This window comes from Nocardiopsis akebiae (genome assembly GCF_018316795.1).
Classification (GTDB): Bacteria; Actinomycetota; Actinomycetes; order Streptosporangiales; family Streptosporangiaceae; genus Nocardiopsis; species Nocardiopsis dassonvillei.
Genome location: NZ_CP074132.1, coordinates 5315237 through 5333427 on the forward strand (window position 1 = coordinate 5315237; position 18191 = coordinate 5333427).

12 protein-coding genes are annotated in these 18191 nt (G+C 73.9%); 5 read left to right on the forward strand and 7 right to left on the reverse strand.

The features are described 5' to 3' along the window. Nucleotides 1-38 precede the first annotated feature (38 nt). Together KGD83_RS22735 and KGD83_RS22740 are read right to left on the reverse strand one after the other, a co-directional pair. Nucleotides 39-1292: an alanine racemase gene (locus tag KGD83_RS22735; protein WP_212641086.1), complete on the reverse strand. Its 1254-nt coding sequence runs from the start codon at nucleotides 1290-1292 to the stop codon at nucleotides 39-41. A 191-nt stretch (nucleotides 1293-1483) separates the two neighbouring features. Next, a complete protein-coding gene (locus KGD83_RS22740) occupies nucleotides 1484-2443 on the reverse strand; it encodes a glycerophosphodiester phosphodiesterase (RefSeq protein WP_212641087.1) in 960 nt (319 codons plus the stop codon). Nucleotides 2444-2698: 255 nt separating this feature from the next. Between KGD83_RS22740 and KGD83_RS22745 the strand changes: the two genes are divergently transcribed. Both KGD83_RS22745 and KGD83_RS22750 read left to right on the forward strand, forming a co-directional pair. Next, on the forward strand, nucleotides 2699-4216 hold the full coding sequence (locus KGD83_RS22745) for an ICP22 family protein (protein WP_212641088.1): 1518 nt from the start codon (nucleotides 2699-2701) through the stop codon (nucleotides 4214-4216). A 558-nt stretch (nucleotides 4217-4774) separates the two neighbouring features. Further along, nucleotides 4775-6580, forward strand: coding sequence for a gamma-glutamyltransferase family protein (locus tag KGD83_RS22750; protein ID WP_212641089.1), 1806 nt, complete (start codon nucleotides 4775-4777; stop codon nucleotides 6578-6580). A 391-nt stretch (nucleotides 6581-6971) separates the two neighbouring features. Here the strand turns inward: KGD83_RS22750 and KGD83_RS22755 are convergent, their stop codons facing one another. The 5 genes from KGD83_RS22755 to KGD83_RS22775 form a co-directional block, all read right to left on the reverse strand. Further along, complete coding sequence (locus KGD83_RS22755; protein WP_212641090.1) at nucleotides 6972-8138, reverse strand: C40 family peptidase; 1167 nt, start codon at nucleotides 8136-8138, stop codon at nucleotides 6972-6974. A 163-nt stretch (nucleotides 8139-8301) separates the two neighbouring features. Then, nucleotides 8302-9978: a bifunctional 3'-5' exonuclease/DNA polymerase gene (locus KGD83_RS22760; RefSeq protein ID WP_212641091.1), complete on the reverse strand. Its 1677-nt coding sequence runs from the start codon at nucleotides 9976-9978 to the stop codon at nucleotides 8302-8304. Between the two features lie 165 nt (nucleotides 9979-10143). After that, nucleotides 10144-11076, reverse strand: a complete 933-nt coding sequence (locus tag KGD83_RS22765; RefSeq protein ID WP_212641092.1) for a 2-hydroxyacid dehydrogenase — start codon at nucleotides 11074-11076, stop codon at nucleotides 10144-10146. Nucleotides 11077-11133: 57 nt separating this feature from the next. Continuing rightward, on the reverse strand, nucleotides 11134-11952 hold the full coding sequence (locus KGD83_RS22770; RefSeq protein ID WP_212641093.1) for a TrmH family RNA methyltransferase: 819 nt from the start codon (nucleotides 11950-11952) through the stop codon (nucleotides 11134-11136). 352 nt (nucleotides 11953-12304) lie between these two features. After that, nucleotides 12305-12928 carry a hypothetical protein gene (locus tag KGD83_RS22775; protein WP_249351997.1) on the reverse strand — a complete coding sequence of 208 codons (624 nt, stop codon included), beginning with the start codon at nucleotides 12926-12928 and terminating at the stop codon, nucleotides 12305-12307. 412 nt (nucleotides 12929-13340) lie between these two features. Here KGD83_RS22775 and KGD83_RS22780 point away from each other — a divergent pair, with 412 nt between their 5' ends. The 3 genes from KGD83_RS22780 (at nucleotide 13341) to KGD83_RS22790 (ending at nucleotide 18111) form a co-directional block, all read left to right on the forward strand. Further along, the gene (locus KGD83_RS22780) at nucleotides 13341-15098 is read left to right on the forward strand and encodes a substrate-binding domain-containing protein (RefSeq protein WP_212641095.1); all 1758 of its coding nucleotides are present in this window, start codon (nucleotides 13341-13343) and stop codon (nucleotides 15096-15098) included. 269 nt (nucleotides 15099-15367) lie between these two features. After that, entirely contained in the window at nucleotides 15368-17143 is a 1776-nt protein-coding gene (locus KGD83_RS22785; protein WP_212641096.1) for a substrate-binding domain-containing protein, read from the forward strand. A 224-nt stretch (nucleotides 17144-17367) separates the two neighbouring features. Beyond that, nucleotides 17368-18111 carry a hypothetical protein gene (locus KGD83_RS22790; protein WP_212641097.1) on the forward strand — a complete coding sequence of 248 codons (744 nt, stop codon included), beginning with the start codon at nucleotides 17368-17370 and terminating at the stop codon, nucleotides 18109-18111. Nucleotides 18112-18191: the final 80 nt, after the last annotated feature.

Sequence of the window (18191 nt, forward strand, 5' to 3'; positions counted from 1 at the left end):
CGGGCTCCGCGCCGCTCCGCCGACGGCGCCCGGGGGCCTCAGAAGTAGGTGGCCGCCATCTCCACGACGGTGTCGTCGTCGTCCACCACCGGCAGGACCCGCCAGCGGTCGAAGGCCGTGCACGGGTGCGAGATCCCGAAGGAGACCAGGTCGCCGGGGCCGACCTCCAGTCCCGGCGCGACCCTCAGGTAGGCGTGGTGGTCGTTGAGGTCGGTCACCTCCGCGCCGCCGGCGTCCACGGTGGCGCCGTCCGCCCGGCGCAGGAGGCGCGGCACGGGGAAGCCCTGGTCGTGGTTGGCGTCGCGGCGCCCCATGCCGACGATCGCCAGTCCCTCCTCCGGGACGGAGGTCACCTGGGCCCACAGCTCCAGGGCCCCGGCCAGCGCGTCGGGGCCCTCGGGCAGGCGGCGGTAGGGCGTGGTGCGCCGGTACAGGCCGTCGTCGTGGACCACGTAGGCGCCGCTGCGCAGGATCGACAGGACGTCCTCGCGTCCGCCGAGCTCCTCGGCGACCAGGTCGAACCACGCGCTGCCGCCCACCGACAGCACCGGCCTGTCCAGGCCGTGCCGGGCGGCCAGCGCCGCGGCGTCGCCGACCAGGTCGCGCAGGAAACCGCGCACGCCGTCGGCGTCGCCGAGCGATCCTTCGTAGCCCGCCACCCCGGCCGGTTCCAGACCCGGCGCCTCTGCGACGGCCGCGGCCACCGCGAGCAGTTCCTCACGGGTGCGGCAGCCGGTGCGCCCGCCGGGGACCCCCCGTTCGACCAGCACCCGCAGGGGCCGCCCGGCGGGGCCTCCCCCGGGCCGGTCGGCGGCGGCCTCCGCGGCGACCGCCACCCCCTCGGCCGAGTCGGCGTAGAAGAGGAACTCGAAGTCGGGGTCCTCGTCCAGCTCACCGGCCGCCCAGCGCAGCACCCGGCCGTCGAGCAGTTCGTTGGCGAGCAGGATCCGGCGCACGCCGAACCGCCGGAAGTCCAGGACCTGGTTGGCACTGGCGGCGGAGACCCCCCAGGCGCCCGCGTCCAGCTGTCGCTGGATGAGGGCCGGAGCCATCGAGGTCTTGCCGTGCGGGGCGAACAGCAGCCGGTGGCGCTCGGCGAAGCCGGCGAGCGCGGCGACGTTGCGGTCCAGCGCGGAGGCGCGCAGCACCATCAGCGGCCAGGTGAAGGGGCCGGTGAACAGGTGGTCGCGGCGGGCCGCGAACTCCTCGAGGGGAATCGGGTCGTCCGTCCACCACAGGCCCTTGGTGCGCCAGTCGACGTGTTCCCGGGGGATGGTCAGCCGATCGCTCACGTGGTGTCCGCCTCCTGGTCCGAACGCCCCGCCCGCGGGGAGACCGCGGCGCGGTCTCCCCGCGGGCGGGGACCTCGTGTGGGTCGGACCGATCATCCCACCTGACGCCGTCCGGGGCCAGGGAGCGCTCCGGGCGCGGTCCGGGGACGCCGCCCCTTCCTGGGCGCACGCGCTCCCCGGGCCGACGCGGGTCAGCGGGGCAGGGGCAGCGCGGGGATCCTGACCACCGGCTGGGACCGCTGGGTCCGGGCGGCGATGGCCTCCTGGCCGACGTCGGGGTAGTCGGTGATGAACCCGTCGACCTTCCAGCCCAGGACGGTGTCCATCCGGGAGCGCTCGTTGATGGTGTAGGGCATGATCTCCATCCCGGCCTCGTGGACCCGCTCCACGTAGGTGGCGTCGATGGTGGTGTGGTTGGGGTTGATCATCTGCGCCCAGTCGTGCTCGTCGATGCTGCTCTCGGGGACCCGCCCGAGCAGGGCGTGCGGCACCGACGGGAGCAGGTCCTTGGAGCGCCGCACCGACTGCCAGTCGAAGCTCTGCACGACGAGGCGGCGGGGTTCACCGTCCGGGTCGGGCTCCAGCCAGGTTCCGCGCTCGGTCAGCTCGTCGGCGATCTCCTGCTCGATGCCGGGGTAGAGCCCGGGCTCCTTGAGCTCCAGGAAGAGGTTGAGGTCCAGCTGCTCCAGGCGGTCGAGCCCCTCCGCGAAGGTGGGGACGGGCTCACCGTCGAAGGAGGCGTCGAACCAGGCGCCCGCGTCGAGCTCGCGGACCTCCTCCATGGTGAAGTCGGCGACTTCGTAGGAGCCGCGGTCGGGAAAGACCTCCTCGACGTCGGTGGTGCGTTCGAGGGTGGTGTCGTGCATGAGCACGAGGACGTCGTCCTTGGTGCGCTGGACGTCGACCTCAACGGTCTCGGCTCCGAGCCGGTCGGCGGCGTCGAGGGCGGCAAGGGTGTTCTCGGGCGCGTGACCGGAGGCTCCGCGGTGGGAGACGGCGATCAGCGGGCGCTCGGTTGTCGTGTACTCGATGACTGCGGATCTGGTGACGTCCGACCACCGGGGGTCGGTGTCCTGCGTCGCGGACGATGCGTTCGCGCCGGTGACGACGAAGAACGACACGGCTGCGACGACGATGCCGATGCGCTGCACCGGACCTCCCAAGTGCGCGTGAACTTGTCGGCTGCTTCCTCAGATTGGGTGCGGATGGTGACCTCGTGGTTACCGTCTGCGGAGCAGCCGGTGATCCGCGGCCCATCATCTGGTGATGTGTCCGACAGTTCGACGACATTCTCACTTAATGCATCCATTTGGTCACTTCATGTACGGTTTTTGACCGCCGCACCCATGGTCGATTACTCAGAGGCTGAAAACATCACTAGGAGTAGTCGATGGGAAGGAACACTCATGCGCAAGCACCACAAGAGGTGGGTCGCGCTGCTCGGCGCCGCCGCGATCGCGTCGTCGGGACTGGTCGGTCTCCCGGGGGCGGTGGCGGCCGACGAGAAGGACATGCGGGCGCCGGCGTGGCCGGAGATCGGCCAGGGCGTCTCCTCGTACAGCCTGGACGGCTACGAGATCGGTTATCTGCCCTCCGAACTGGAGCGGCACGGGATACACGCCTCGACCACGACCGACCGGCTGGGCAACAGGCAGTCGCAGCTGTCCTGGATGCGCGGACCCGACCAGCTGCTCGGCAGGGTCTCCATCCTGCGCTCGGACAGCATGCAGCAGCTCGACGACCTGCGCGAGCGCCGGTACGGCCACCTGCCCGAGAGGACTCTGGAACGCCTGGACTCGGGCGAGGCGCTGCGCAGTGAGGCCTACCTGTCGCCGGAGACCGGCGACCTGTTCTGGCTCGACGAGCCGGGCGTGGCCGTGGCCCTGTACCTCCAGCCGGACAAGTGGGGCAGCGGTGAACTGGTCAGGATGGCGGAGTCGCTGACCAGGGAGGAGGGGGCGCCCGCGGAGGGGACCGGGGAGACCGACCCCGAGGGGTCCGGGACGGAGGAACCGGCCGCCGGGGAACCGACGGCCCAGGAGCCCGCGCAGGACGGGCCGGACGCGCAGGAGGGGTCCGGTAACGAGGCGGGCGGCACCGACTCGGAGGAAGGCTCCGGCGGCGAGGCGACACAGGAGGAGCCCGCCGGGGCGGGGAGCGCCCAGGAACCCGTGGAGTCGGCGCCCGAAACGACCGGGGAGAAGGAGCCGCAGGAGCCCGCCGGGGCGGACGGGAGCGCGTCCTCCGCCGACGGGACCGCGGTGGACGCCTCCCCCGTCGGACGACCCGAGACTCCGGAGACCCCCGAAGCCGCTGAGACCTCACAGACCCCCCAGGCCCCGTCCGGGCAGGGCGGAGAGGCGGCGCAGGAGCAGCCCGCAGCCGGTGAGGGCGCGCAGGAGGCACCCGCGGAGACCGGTGAGACCGCCGGCTCCGAGCAGCCCGGGGCGACCCGCGTCCGGATGGCCAAGGAGTGCGTCGTCAGCCGGTTCGTGAGCTTCGGGAGCGGCCGGACCCGTCTGGGCGAGATGACCCCGGCCAGCGCGGAGTTCGTGGAGCGGGCCGTTGCCACGGAGCGGCTCGGCGACGGGGACCTCGACCGCCTGCTGGCCACCGTCTGGTACTACGGCGACGAGGGCGTCAAGACCGGTGCCGTCGAGCACTGCGCCGAGGACGTCGAGATGTCGCGCACCGAACTGGAGGGGCTCATCTCCGACCTCGGCGGGATCATCGCCGTGCTCGTGGAGGAGGCCGAGAAGCACGACGCCACGCACGAGGAGAACGTGGCGCGCACGCTGGAGGAGGTGAACGCCACCCTGCCCGTGGAGGTGGACGCCGCCTCGGTCATGGACCCGATAGGCGCACAGGAGTGGGCCGAGCTGACGCGGTCCCTGCCGTGGCGCCTTCCGGCCGGGACCTCCTGAACAGCGCGCCCTCCGGTCGCGAGGCGGCGGCGGTCGGCGGGCAGCACGGTACGGGCGGGCCCTGAGGGCCCCCTACATCCAGTCAACCCGGGGCCGGGCTCACGCACCAGCCCCGGGTTCCTCCTGTGGACGACGCCGTAGCGCCCGTCCCGGCCGGGCGTCCCCGGCGCTCGGCTCCTCGCACACCGGACGCCCCGGGCGAGCACCCGTGTACGGTGCTCCCCGGCACCGCGACCGGAGACCGTCCACGGGCAGCCGTCCTCCTCCGGAGACCCGGCGACGGCCCGGTGAACCGCTCGCGCACGGTCCCTCCTAGGGCGGGCACCCGTCCCACCGGCGTCCCGCGCGGCCCGCGCCTCCCACTGCGCCGGGCACCGCTCCCACGAACCAGACATCAACCCATTCATATGGACAACCCATGATGTAACGTCACCTCAGGTCCGCGTCCGGGTGGCCGCGGTCACCCTCCCCGCCTCCGCGTCCCCCACCGGGGGCAGGCCCGGACCGGACCGCGGTGGCGACCCCGCCACCACCGCCCCCTGAGGAGGACCCGCCCAGATGCCCCTCGGTTTCACCACCCGCCCCCAGCTCCGCGGCGACTTCGGCATGGTCGCCTCCACCCACTGGCTGGCCAGCGCCACGGGCATGTCCCTGCTCGAACGCGGCGGCAACGCCTTCGACGCCGCCGTCGGCGCGGGGTTCACCCTCCAAGTGGTCGAGCCCCACCTCAACGGCCCCGGCGGGGAGGTCCCCGTCATCTTCCAGGCCGCCGGGGGCTCCCCCCGCGTCCTGTGCGGCCAGGGCGTCTCCCCCGCCGCGGCGACCGTCGGCGCCTTCGCGGGCATGGACCGCGTCCCCGGCAGCGGCGTGCTAGCCGCCACCGTCCCCGGCTCCTTCGACGCCTGGATGCTCCTGCTGCGCGACCACGGCACCATGACCGTCCGCGACGTCCTCGACCACGCCATCGGACTGGCCGAGCGCGGCTACCCCGTCCTGGACCGCATCGCCGCCGCCGTCGAGGCGCTCACCCCCGTCTTCTCCCGCCACTGGGCCGGTTCGGCCGCCGTCTACCTCCCGCACGGCGCCGCGCCCCGCCCCGGCTCCCGGCTGCGCAACCCCGCCCTGGCCGCCGCCTACCGGCGCATCGTCGCCGAGGCCGAGGCCTCCGGAGGCGACCGCGAGGCGCAGATCGAGGCGGCCCGGCGGTCCTGGTCGCAGGGCTTCGTCGCGGAGGCGGTCGGGGACTTCCTGTCCTCGCCCGTGCCCAGCGGCACGGGCGAGCCCCAGCGGGCCCTGCTCACCGCGCAGGACATGGCCGACTGGAGCGCCTCCTACGAGGAGCCCGCCAGCACGGTCTACGGCGCCCACACCGTGCACAAGACCGGCCCGTGGGGGCAGGGACCCGTCATGCTCCAGCAGCTGCGCCTGGCCGAGGCCCTGGGCACCGGCCGCGACGTGCTCGACGGAGTCAGCGCCGACTTCGTGCACGGGGTGACCGAGGCGGCCAAGCTCGCCTTCGCCGACCGCGAGGCCTGGTACGGCGACCCCGACTTCACGGACGTGCCCCTCGAGGAGCTGCTGGGCGCCGACTACACCGCCCGCCGCGCGGCACTGGTCGACGGTGCGCGCGCCAGCATGGAGCAGCGCCCCGGCTCCGTCGGCGACCGCGCGCCCTTCGAACCGCCGCTGTACGTGCCGGGCCGCACCCCCGGCGACCGCACCACGGGCGAGCCCACGGTACGCCAGGACGCCGTCGCCAACCCCGCCGACCTGCGCGGGGACACCTGTCACGTGGACGTCGTGGACGCGTGGGGCAACATGGTCTCGGCCACGCCCAGCGGCGGCTGGCTCAGCAGTTCGCCGGTCATCCCCGCCCTCGGCTTCCCGCTGGGCACCCGGGCGCAGATGTTCTGGCTCGACCCGGCCTCCCCCAACGCCCTGGCACCCCGCAAGCGCCCCCGCACCACCCTGTCCCCCACCCTGGTGACCGGGGAGGACGGCCGGGCCGTGCTGGCGATCGGCACCCCGGGCGGCGACCAGCAGGACCAGTGGACGTTCACCGCCCTGCTGCGGATCCTCAACGGGGTGGAGAACCTCCAGGAGGTCCTGGACACCCCGATGTTCCACACCACCGCCTTCCCCAGCTCCTTCCACCCCCGCGAGACTGTTCCGGGCGGCCTGGTCGTGGAACCGGGTGTGGGGGCGCGGACCGTCGAGGAGCTGCGCCGACGCGGCCACCGGGTGCAGGTCGCCCAGGAGTGGGCGCTGGGGCGCCTCGCCGCCGTGGCCCGCGACCCCGAGACCGGCGAGCTGCGCGCCGCCGCCGACGCGCGGGCCTCCCAGGGGTACGCCGTCGGCCGCTGAACCGGCTCCGAACCGCACGGGACCGGAGGAAGACGAAACGGCACGCGACGCGGCGCGACGCTGCACGGAACAAGCTGCGCAGGGGGGTTGACAGCGCTTACCTGCATTGATCTGGGCTCTTGCCAAATCGCCCGGTCACTGCTTATGTAGACCCTGTGCGACGGCACTCCGGGAAAGCTCCCGACCGCGTTCCGTCAGAACTCAATACCACCGCATCAGGGCTCGTGCGCTGTCTCCCCCTCCCTCAGTGACGGCCCTGTTCCCCCTCCTGACCGAGGCCTGCCTTCCCCTCCCGGCTGGGTTTTTCGGACAAGGAGAACGAGCGGGCCGTGGCACCACCGGCGCGGTGGTGCCGCGGCCCGCTTCGTGTGCGCGTGCGGGCCGCGCGGAGTCAGGTGTTGACGCGCACGGCTCCGGCGTAGTCGGCGGTGCGTACCGGGGTGACCCGCACGTCCAGGCCGGTGCGCGGCGCCTCCAGCATCATGCCCTCGCCCAGGTAGATGGCCACGTGCGAGATGTAGTCGGGCGCGGTGGGGTCCGTGCGCCAGAACAGCAGGTCGCCGCGCTGGAGGTCGTCGAACTCCACGCGCTGTCCGGCGTTCCACTGGTCGTGGGTGACCCGCGGGATGGACACGCCCGCCTGGGCGAAGGCCCACTGGAGCAGACCGGAGCAGTCGAAGCCGCCCTCCGGGGTCTCACCGCCCCAGACGTAGGGGACGCCCAGCTGGCTCTCGGCGTTGTCGATGACCTGCTCGATGACCGAGGGGGCCACGGCCTCGCCCTCGACCAGCGGCTCGGGCGAGTCGGCGACGAGTTGGAGGGAGACGTCCTCGCCGAGGGCCTCGGCCAGGGCCCCGTGCAGCTCGGCCAGGTCGGCCTCGGGCGCCGAGACCACCAGGGCGTTGCCCCTGGGCATGCCCAGCTCCGCGGCGCGCTCGCGGGAGACCAGCGCGTCGATCCCGGCGATGCCGGAGGTGGCGTGCGTCCACACCTCCAGGGGGACCTCTCCGCGCCCGCCCGCGACGGTGACCTCGCGGCCGACCTCCAGTCCGCGCTCGGTGCCGACGTCCTTGGACAGGGCGACGCGGCCCTCGGCGACGCCCTGCCAGATCTCGTCGGACTCGGCCGAGGGCTCGGGGGCGTGGTTGCGGAAGCTGGAGGGGCTGACGCCGAGCACCGATGTGGGTTCGCCCTCGATCTCGACGCGGGCGGCGTCCACGGCCAGGACGCTCTCGACGCCCTCGATACCGCGGACCGCCTCGACGGTCTCGCCCGGCAGGGCGCGGGGGGCGACCGCGAAGTACTCGGTGCTGCGCGCCTCGCGGAAGGGGGCCACGTAGGCGTCGCGGCGCAACCGGGAGTCGGAGACCTCGGGGGACTGCTCGGACGTCTCCTGCCTGGGGCCGCCGGCGCCGGAGGCCTCGGAGGAGAGCTGTTCGCTGATGGGGGGACGGTCCTCGACCACCGGCTCCGCCCAGGCCGGGGTGGTCCCGAAGGCGGTGAAGGCGACGGCGAAGGCGGCCGTGGTTCCCGCACACGTTCTCAAGCGGCTCCGCACGGGGGGATCTCACCTTTCTGTGAGTGAGCCGACCGGGGCGTGGGGGAACCCCTGCGGCGTACGGCCCGTTGCCGGTTTTACACTTTCCGGATCCAAGAATGGGCGTACCGGGACGAGTTTGCAAGAAGCCCACGCCGTCCGATACCGGACCGCCACGCGGTGCTCACCCGATGTTCCTCGTCACCACGGGGGTCAGCGGGAAGCGCACCGGGGTGTCCGAGAAGAGGGTGGCGCGGGTCGTGGCCTCGGCCTCGGCCACCGCGCGCACCGCATCCTCGGCCAGGCCGGCCGGCACGTGCAGCACGACCTCGTCGTGGACGAAGAAGACGATCCCCGCCCCCTCGGGCATGTCGGGCAGGCGCTGGCGCAGCGAGGCGAGCAGGACCAGGGCCCACTCGGCGGCGGTGGCCTGGACGACGAAGTTGCGGGTGAACCGGCCCTGGGCGCGGCGGCGGCGCTCGCCGCCGGGTCCGGAGACGGCGGCGTCCCACCCCGAGGGGGCGGGCGAGGTGCGCCCCAGCCAGGAGCGGACGACGCCGCCGGCCTCTCCGGTGCGCGCGGCGGAGTCCACGTACTCCAGGGCGCGCGGGTAGAGGCGGCGCATGGTGGCCAGCAGGGGCGCGGCGTCGCCGGAGGTCTGGCCGTACATGGCCGAGAGCATGCCGATCTTGGCGCGGTCGCGGTCGCCGCCCACGTGCACGGCCAGGCGCGCGTACAGGTCCTCCTCCGCGGCCGCGGCGGCCAGGGCGTCGTCGCCGGAGACCGCGGCGAGCACGCGGGGTTCGAGCTGCCCGGCGTCGGCGCGGACGAGGACCCAGCCCGGGTCGGCGCGGACCGCCCCGCGCAGCGACCGGGGGATCTGGAGGGCGCCGCCGCCCCGGGTGGCCCAGCGGCCCGACACCACGCCGCCGACCACGTAGTCGGGGTGGAAGCGGCCGAGGGTCGTCCCGTCCGGGCCGGGGCGCCTGCGCACCCAGGTGTCCAGCCACGTCCAGCCGTTGGCGGAGTGCAGGCGGGAGAGCTCCTTGTAGCGCAGCAGGAGCGGGACGACGGGGTGGTCGATCCTCTCCAGGACCCAGGAGCGGGTGGAGTCGACGGGGTGGCCGATCCACGCCATGGCCCGCAGGACCTGCGCCGGGGAGTCGGGGTTGACCTCGCGGCCCACGGCCTCGCCGATGCGGGCGGCGAGGTCGGCGAGTACGGGCGGGCGCTGCCCCGAGGGGGGCCGGTGGCCGAGGAGGCCGGTGAGGATCTCGTCGTGGACGTCGGGCCGCCAGGGCAGGCCGTCGTGGCTCATCTCCGCGGCGGCCAGTCCCCCGGCCGACTCCACGGCGGCGAGCAGGCGCATGCGGCCGGGGGCGGGGTCGGGGAGTTGCGCGAGGCGCCGCAGCTGGTCGGCGTGCACCTCGACCAGGGCGGCGAGGCGGTCGGTACCCGGGGGCAGGGTGGAGCGGTCGGCCTCGAAGAGCGCGGGCTGGGTGTGGGCGGCGCCGCCCTCGCCGAGGGGGCGCACGGGGTCGTCGGGGACGGGCAGCCGGTGCAGACGGGCCCAGGCCGCGCCCAGTGAGGAGGCCTCGCCGTGGCGGGCGTAGTAGCCCAGGAGCAGGGCCTCGGTGAGCGCGGCGTCGTGGCAGCGCGAGACCCGCACCCCGGCGCGGACGAGGTCGGGGTAGACGTCCTCACCGGCCGACCACACCCAGCGGGGCGGCTGGGGGCGGGCGTGCTCGGCCTCGCGCACGGCGGCGGCCAGGTCGCCGACGCGGCGGATCGGGCCGGGGGCGTCGTCCAGTTCTTGGAGCCAGCCGCCGCCCTCGCCGTCGGCGACCACCGCGATCCGCATCCTCCCCAGTGTGCCGCCCGTCTGCGACGGTTCCGCGGACGCGCCGCGCGGGAGGCCCGGCCCGGCTCCGTCGCGGAAGGGACGGGGCCGGGCCCGCTTTCCGGGGTCGGCCGTGCGGCCCGGGCGGGCGGGACCCCGCCCGGGGCCGGACGCACCGACGCGGTGTCAGCCGTTGCGGGCTGATCCGGCGCGGACCACGTTGGCCAGCGGCTCACCGGCGGCCCAGCGGGCGAGCTGGGCGTCCATGAAGGCGCGGGCACGCGGGTAGAACGCGGCCGAACCGCCCGCGACGTGCGGGGTGAGGAACACGCCGGGGGCGCTCCACAGCGGGTGGTCCGCCGGCGGCGGCTCGGGGTCGGTGACGTCGAGGGCGGCCCGCACCCGGCCCTTCTGCTCCAGCAGGGCGCCGGTGTCCAGGACCGGGCCGCGGCCCACGTTGACCACGAGGGCGTCGTCGCGCAGCAGGGCGAACTCGCGGGCGCCGAACAGGCCGCGGGTGGCCTCGGTGAGCGGGGTGACCAGGACGACGATGTCGGCCCCGGGCAGCAGGGCGTGCAGCTCGTCCACGCCGTGCACGCCCTCGTCCGGACGGGCGCGGCTGGCCACGCGCACGACCTCGGCCTCGAAGGGCAGCAGGCGGCTCTCGACGGCCTGGCCGATGCTGCCGTAGCCGACGATCACCACGCGCGAGTCGGCCAGGGAGCGCAGCTGGGCGGAGCCCCAGTGGTGCTCGCTCTGCGCGAGCGCCCACCGGGGCAGGTCCCGCTGGGCGGCCAGGATGAGCGCGAGGGCGTGCTCGGCGGTGCTGGCGTCGTGGAGGCCGCGCCCGTTGCACAGGGTCACGTGGTCCGGCAGCAGCGGGAGCACCTGCTCGTACCCGGCGGACAGGAGCTGGACGACCTCCAGCGACGGCATCCGCGCGATCATGTCGAGCCGCGCGTCCACGCCCTGGGTGGAGGGGGTGTAGGGCACCTGGTAGAAGGCGACCTCGTCCAGTCCGCCGCCGGGCGCCGCTCCCCCCGCGTAGAGGTCCACGGTCAGGGAGTCCGGGGCGTTGTCCCTGTTCTGCTCCCACTGCACCAGCGTTCGGCCGCCCATGTCGCGCCGCCCTTCCCCTCGGTCCGTCTCAGGCGCCACCCTAACGGGACGGGCGCGTCAGCCGGTGGAGCGGGTGAGTTCGTAGCAGGCGATGGCGGCCGCGGCGGTGACGTTGAGGGAGTCGACGTCGCGGTCGGCCATGGGGATGTGCACCCGGGCGGTGGCCCGCTCCAGCCAGCGGGAGGAGAGCCCGTCGCCCTCGGTGCCGAGCAGGAGGCCGACCCGGTCGCCGGGCGCGAGGGCGGCCATGGCGTCGCGCAGGGGCAGGGAGCCCTCCCCCGGCGTGAGCGCCATGAGGTGGAACCCGGCCGCGCGCATGGTGTCCAGGCCGCCGTACCAGTCGTCCATGCGGGCGTGGGGCAGGGTGAAGACCGCCCCCATGGACACCTTGACCGCGCGCCGGTACAGGGGGTCGGCGCAGCGGGGCGCGAGCACGATCGCGTCCACGCCCAGACCGGCGGCGCTGCGGAAGATAGCTCCCACGTTGGTGTGGTCCACCAGGTCCTCCAGGACCACGATGGTGCGCGCCCCGGCCAGGACCTCGTCGAGCGGGGGCAGGGCGCGGCGGTGGAAGGCGGCCAGCGCGCCGCGGTGCAGGTCGAAGCCGACGAGTTCCTCGGCGGTGTCCTCCTCGACCACGTACAGCGGCGCGGAGGAGGCGGCGACCACGTCGTCGAGCGCCTCGGCCCGGCGTTCGGTGAGCAGGAAGCTGCGGGGTTCGAACCCGGCCGCGGCGGCCCGGCGGATGACCTTGTCGCCCTCGGCCATGAACAGCCCGTGCTCGGCCTCCAGGTGGCGGCGCAGGTTCACGTCGCGCAGGCGGGTGTAGTCGGCCAGGCGCGGGTCCGCGGGGTCACTGACCTTGATGACGTCCATGGGGGACGATTATCTCCGGTCCGCGAGGGTTGCGGTCCCGAGACCGCCCACAGGCTTGGCGGGCCCCGGCCCGAAGCCGCGCACGGGGTCGGCGCAGCCCGGTCGGAAGCCGTGCACAGACCACCGTCCACAGGGGCGGCGCGGGGCTGGTGACGCGGTCGGCGGCGCGGCACACTGGAAAACGGGGGGCCGCCCCCTGCTGTCGGCGGCGCGTGGCGCCCCCGTCATCGAGCCTACGTCCGCGCGACCGCGCCCGAAAGCCCCGATCCCGGCCTGTGGACGGGTGTCCCGCGGACACGGGTCCAGCCGCGTGGCGGGCCCCACGCCGCCCGATGTCCGGTCGCGCCGTCCGTCAGCTGATCTGCTCGGTGAGGGCGCGCAGGCGCTGCCAGCGCGCCTCCTCGCAGGAGCCCTTGCGGGTGAGCGTGGTCTCGACCTCCTGGCCCTCCCAGGTGCCCACGATGGTGGCCTCCTGGGGCCCGTACACCTTGTCGGTGCACACGGTCCCCTCGCGGACCTCGGTGAACAGCAGCGCGCTGCCCGTGTTGACGGCCTCCGTCGGCTCCGCGTCGGCCTCGTCACCCGCGTCGCCTTCCGCTGCCCCGCCCGCGGCCTCGTCACCGTCCCCGCCGCCCTCGGCGGCGACCGACTCCTCCTCGACGGTGACCGGCTCGCCGGCGTCGGCGTTGAACTCCTCCGCGACCCGGGCCAGCTCGGCGCAGGCGGCGGGGTCCTCCTCCAGGTTCCCCGTGCACATCAGCGTCTGCACCCAGGCGCGCCCGCGGTCGCTCACCTGGACTTGGAGCCGACCGCTGGGCCCCTCCTCCACGACCTCCTCGGGCTCGGCCGCGTCGGGGGCCAGGTCCGGGGTCATCGCGGTGGTGGCCCGCACGTCACGCTGTTCCGGCGGCAGCATCGACGGACCGACGATCGCCCCGTAGGCGACCGCGCCGAGGCAGCACGCTCCGGCGAGCATGGCGGTGCCGAGAGTGCCTCGGCTCCGGTGTTCACGATGCGATGGGGACATGCCAAAAACCCTCGGGGGTCGGTGTCACGGGACGTCCACTGGGGAATGTGGGCTGGGTGTGGACGCGGGGCCTAAGCCTAGCGGGGAGCGCCGAGTGACCCTTGACGGGCACGGTAACAAAGCGATCACCCCGGTCGAATCAGGAAGGGCTTCCTCTCCTGCATTACCAACGAGTAAGGTCCTGGAAACGTGTCGTTCGCTCCTCACGGTGCGGTTGTTCGTCATCCATACCGTGTGACGCCGTCGGGTGCGCGGAGGTTCGCACCTCCTTCCGCGGGGCCGGTGCCGTGGCACCGCGGGGGCACCGCCCCGCCCCGGCGGCGAACCCGCATCGACCCCGCATTGACCCCCCGGAGTGCCCGTGCCCAGTGGACGCCACCGTCAGGCCTCACCGACCGCCGCGAACACCCGCAGGGCGGTCGCGTCCCCGTTGGGGACCACCGCGATCGTCGTCGCCCTGATCGCGGCGGCCGCGGTCGCGGTCCCGGTCGGACTCGACATGCTCGGCTGCGCCGACACCCGCTACCTTCGCGTGTCGGCGACCCAGAGCATCGCGCCCGTGCTCCGCGAGGCCGCGGGCGAGTTCAACGACGAGCGCCCCAGCTACGACGGCGAGTGCGTGTACGCGCAGGTGGACGAGATCGCGCCGCACCGCATCATGAGCGCCCTGTCCGGCGGCCGCGCGGGCGACTCCACCATCGCCCCGCACGTGTGGGTGCCCGAGTCCTCGGCCTGGGTCGAGCTGACCCGCGTCTCCGGCAGCGGCACGCACCGCATCGACACCGACCCGCCCTCACTGGCCAGCTCACCGGTGGTCCTGGCCGCGCCGCGGGACAGCGAGGGCGCGCCCGGACCCGACGGGGCCGAATGGCCCATGGTCCTGCCCGACGACCGCGAGCGCCCCCTTGTGATGGTCGACCCCAACCGCGGCACCGACGGTATGGCCGTCATGCACGCGGTCCGCCGTCACCTGGGCACCGGTGACGAGGCCGACACCGCCATGACCGACTTCGTGCGCGACGTGCAGCTCGACAGCGCGTTCGGCGAGATCGACCTCGCCACCTTCTACACCTCCGGCCACGACGGCGGCGAAGGCGGCGGAGGGCGCGTCGACCCGCTGATCGCCGTCCCCGAACAGGCGGTGGTGTCCTACAACGCGGACCGCGCCGGGTCCGCTCCGCTGTTGGAGGCCCACTACCCCGCCGAGGGCACCGTCGGCCTCGACTACCCCTACGTCACCACCACCGACACGGCCTCGCTGCGGTCGGCCGCCGCCGGCCTGCACGAGGTGCTGCGCCAAGGCTCCTACCGCGCCCGGCTCCGGGATCTCGGCTTCCGCGACCCCGACGGCACCCTGTCCGGCGCGGCCGGAGCGGACCCCGACGGGTTCGGTGTGACCGCCGAGGAGCCGCCCACCCACGACGACCTGACCGGGGACGCCCTGCTGGCCTCGGTCACCGACTGGAACCGGCTGTCGATGCCCAGCCGCACCCTGGTGCTCGCCGACACCTCCGCGAACATGGCGCGGGACCTCGACGGGGGCCCGAGCCGGATGGAGGTCGCCCAGCAGGCGGCGCTCATGGGCCTGTCGCTGTTCCCCGACGAGACCGACATGGGCCTGTGGCTGATGTCGGACGAGAACGCGAGCGGCCGAGTCGAGGCCGCGGACATGCACCCCCTGGGCGGGACGGAGCGCGGCGACACCGCCACCCGCCGCCGGGAGCTCATCGGGGTGGCCGAGGAGATCGCGGTCCGCGGCGGCGGTTCGCGCCTGTACGACAACATCCTGGCGGCCTACGACCGGGTGCAGGACGACTACGACGAGGACAAGATCAACAGCGTCATCCTGCTCACCGCCGGGCAGGACGAGGGGTCCAGCGACATCACGCACGCGGACCTGGTTGCGGCGCTCCAGGACCGCTTCGACCCCGAGCGGCCGGTCAGCATGTTCATCATCGCCTTCGGGTCGGGTGAGCAGCGGGTCGCGGAGGAGGAGCTGCGGCGGATCGCGGCCGCCACCAGCGGTTCGCTGTTCGTCACCGACGACCCCGACGAGATCGGCGACATCTTCCTCAGCTCCATCTCGCGGCGTCTTTGCGTGCCCGACTGCGACAGCTGACGACCGGAGCCGCCTCCGACCGGCGCGGTCTCGATTGGGTATCGGAATCGAATTTCGCTCCGCCCCGCCCGGAAAGGAGGACGCGGGTCGAACGGGCGGAATCCCCGAGGTGGTCGGCGCTGTGCCCGGGTTCACACCCGCGGGCCCCCGTCGGGGCCGACGTGGGAGCGGCACGATCGGCATTAACCCGGTCTGGACTGTTGAGTACCGTTTCCCACCAGTAACACCCCCCTGTACGCCTCGTCCGTACACCACCCGTGAGGAAAGCTGTGGGACGTCACCGCGGAAGATACGCAGAAGAGACCTCAGAAGAGACCTCCGGCCGGTCCAGGCGCCGTCGCGGACGCGGCGGCGCCTTCGCGGCCCTGGCCGCCGCGCTGGTGATCGTGGTCGGCCTCGCCGCGGTGGGCGTCTACGTGTTCGGCCGGTCCGACGGCTGCGGCGGCTCCGACATCGCGCTGGACGTCGCGGTCAGCCCCGAACTCGCCCCGGCCCTGAGCGACGTCGCCTCCGACTTCAACGCGGAGGAGCACCAGGTGGACGGGAGCTGCGTACAGGTGCAGGTGCGCCAGGTCGACTCCGCCAACGTCGCCTTCGGCATCACCGGCGCGGGCGCGACCATGGGCGACACCGATTCCGACGTGTGGATCCCGGACTCCTCCCTGTGGCCGCGTCTGGTCCAGAACCAGGCGGGCGACGCCGTCATCACCGAGACGGGCACCTCCGTGGCCCGTTCGCCGCTGGTCCTCGCCGAACTCACCGAGTTCGCCGACGAGGACTCCCCGAGCAGTTGGGCGGAGGTCGTGCCCACCACCGCTCCGGGCCGGGAGGCGGAGCGCACCGTCCGCGTGGTCGACCCCGCCCGCAACGCCACGGGTCTGGGCACCCTCTACCTCCTGCACGGCGCGCTGGAGGAGGCCAGCCCCGACACCGCCGCGTTCAACGCGCGGATGACCGCGGCCCTGCAGTCCCTGCACCGGGGCGCGTCCTCGGACGAGGAGGCCGCCTTCCTCGCCCTCAGCGGCGGCGCCGCCGAGGCCCCGCCCATGATGGTGATGTCGGAACAGGCCGTGTGGCGCTACAACGCCGCGCACGGGGACACCCCCGCCCAGGCCGGCTACATGGAGGGCGGCACCTACTACCTCGACTACCCCTACGTCGTGCGCAGCGAGGAGAGCGCCGTCACCCGCGCCGCCGAGGAGTTCCGCGAGGCGGTGCGCGGGGAGGACGCGCGGACCCGGCTGCTCGCGGAGGGCTTCCGCGGCCCCGAGGGCCAGATCGACGCCTCCGTGCTCACCGGGGAGGTCGGCTTCGCCGCCGAGCCGCCCGCCGAACTGCCCACGCCCGCGGCGGAGTCGATCACCGGGCTGGTCCGCACCTGGAACCAGCTCAAGATGGACTCCCGCGTCCTGGCGATCGTGGACATCTCCGGCTCGATGCTGGCCGAGGTGCCCGGGACCGGGATGACCCGCATGCAGGTGACCAGCGCCGCCGCCACGCAGGGCCTGGAGATGTTCACGCCCAGTTCGGAGCTGGGCCTGTGGGAGTTCTCCACCGACGTCAACGACGAGCTGCACTACCAGGAGATCGCGCCGATCCGCGAACTCCAGGCGGCCGCCGACGACGGCACAGCGCACCGGGACGTCCTTGCGGGCGCGCTGGCCTCGCTCCAACCCCTGCCGCAGGGGGACACTGCGCTGTACGAGACCTACCTGGCCGCCTATCAGGAGATGTCGCGCACCTACCAGCCGGACCGGACCAACGTCATCCTCATGCTGACCGACGGCGACAACGACAACCCCGGCGGTCTGGGGCTGGACGAGCTGATGTCCCGGATCGAGTCCCTGGCGAGCCCGTCGCGGCCGATCCCGATCATCACCATCGCGTTCGGGCCCGACGTGCAGAACCTGGAGCCGCTCCAGGAGATCGCCGCCGCCACCGGCGGCGCCGCCTACATGACCGAGGACCCCACCGAGATCGGTGAGATCTTCCTCCAGGCGTTCTCCCTGCGCATCTCCGAGGACTCCGAGGAGACCACGGAGTAGTCGGAACGGCGTCCGGGCCGCGGGCCCGGACGTCTCCCCCTCCCGGCCCTCCCCCCACGCGGCTCCGGCCCCTTCCCAGGCGACTGCGACGGGCGGTGACAAGTCCCTGTCCTCCGGGTGAGGGGCTCTGGACTTCTCCGTGGCGTTGGCGTACTCAGAGAGGAGTCGGGGTTGCTCCCGCGGTACCGGGGGCCCGGCACACGACGACCGGACGGGGGAAGGCCATGGCGGAGGCGTGGATGCCCGGCGCCGAGAGGTTCGGCGGTGGGACGAGCACCCGGACACCCCCCGGGATCGGTGCTCCGCGCGCCGTGTGGACGGTGACGGGGTCCGACCCCGGGGCCTGGTCCGCGCGCGAGGAGGCGCAGCGGCTGGTGAACGAGGAGCGCGAGGCCCACCTGGTGTGGAACCCGCTGACCGGCGACGTGGTCCAGACCCTGGCCGCGACCTGCCGCGGACGTCTGCCCCTGGGCGGCACGCGCCAGCACGAGCTGTACCACGACCACGGCCATGAGGGGCGGGTGTGTCTGGTGGTGGCGGTGGTGTCCCCCGGGGAGACCCCCTTCACCGACGGCCCGCTGCGCGGGCTGTCCCAGATCCTGACGTGGCTCGACTCCTGGGGGGTGGAGCGGGTCTGGCGCGCGGACCCCGTGGAGCCGGTGGCGGGGACCGTGGACGCGGGGAGCCCGCAGAAGGGGAGCGGGGAAGCGCGGACTCCGGGCACCGCGGCGACGGGTGGCGCGGCCGCGCACGCCGCGACGGCGCCGCATTCGGCCGAGACCGCACGCGCGGCGCGGGTGGCGCGCGCGTGGGCCAGGGGAGGGCACTTCGGCCACGACCAGGTCCCCGGCTCCTGCGCCAAGGGCCCCGGCAGACTGGACACCGCGCGGCTGCTGGCCACCGGCCTCGTCCCGCCGCCGAGCGGTCCGCGCGCTCCCTCCGGTCCGCGGACCTCCGCGACGAGGTGAGTACGCCGCGGCGGGAGAAAAATGGTCCGGCTGCTCTGACCACCGGTAATCGGACACCACTGGTTCATCGCCGTTCCGGA

Bases quoted from the DNA above. Each gene is read 5' to 3' on its own strand.
- KGD83_RS22770 (WP_212641093.1), bottom strand. From the start codon at position 11,952: ATGGACGTCATCAAGGTCAGTGACCCCGCGGACCCGCGCCTGGCCGAC.
- KGD83_RS22745 (WP_212641088.1), top strand. From the start codon at position 2,699: ATGCGCAAGCACCACAAGAGGTGGGTCGCGCTGCTCGGCGCCGCCGCG.
- KGD83_RS22750 (WP_212641089.1), top strand. From the start codon at position 4,775: ATGCCCCTCGGTTTCACCACCCGCCCCCAGCTCCGCGGCGACTTCGGC.
- KGD83_RS22765 (WP_212641092.1), bottom strand. From the start codon at position 11,076: ATGGGCGGCCGAACGCTGGTGCAGTGGGAGCAGAACAGGGACAACGCC.
- KGD83_RS22790 (WP_212641097.1), top strand. From the start codon at position 17,368: ATGGCGGAGGCGTGGATGCCCGGCGCCGAGAGGTTCGGCGGTGGGACG.
- KGD83_RS22775 (WP_249351997.1), bottom strand. From the start codon at position 12,928: ATGCTCGCCGGAGCGTGCTGCCTCGGCGCGGTCGCCTACGGGGCGATC.
- KGD83_RS22760 (WP_212641091.1), bottom strand. From the start codon at position 9,978: ATGCGGATCGCGGTGGTCGCCGACGGCGAGGGCGGCGGCTGGCTCCAA.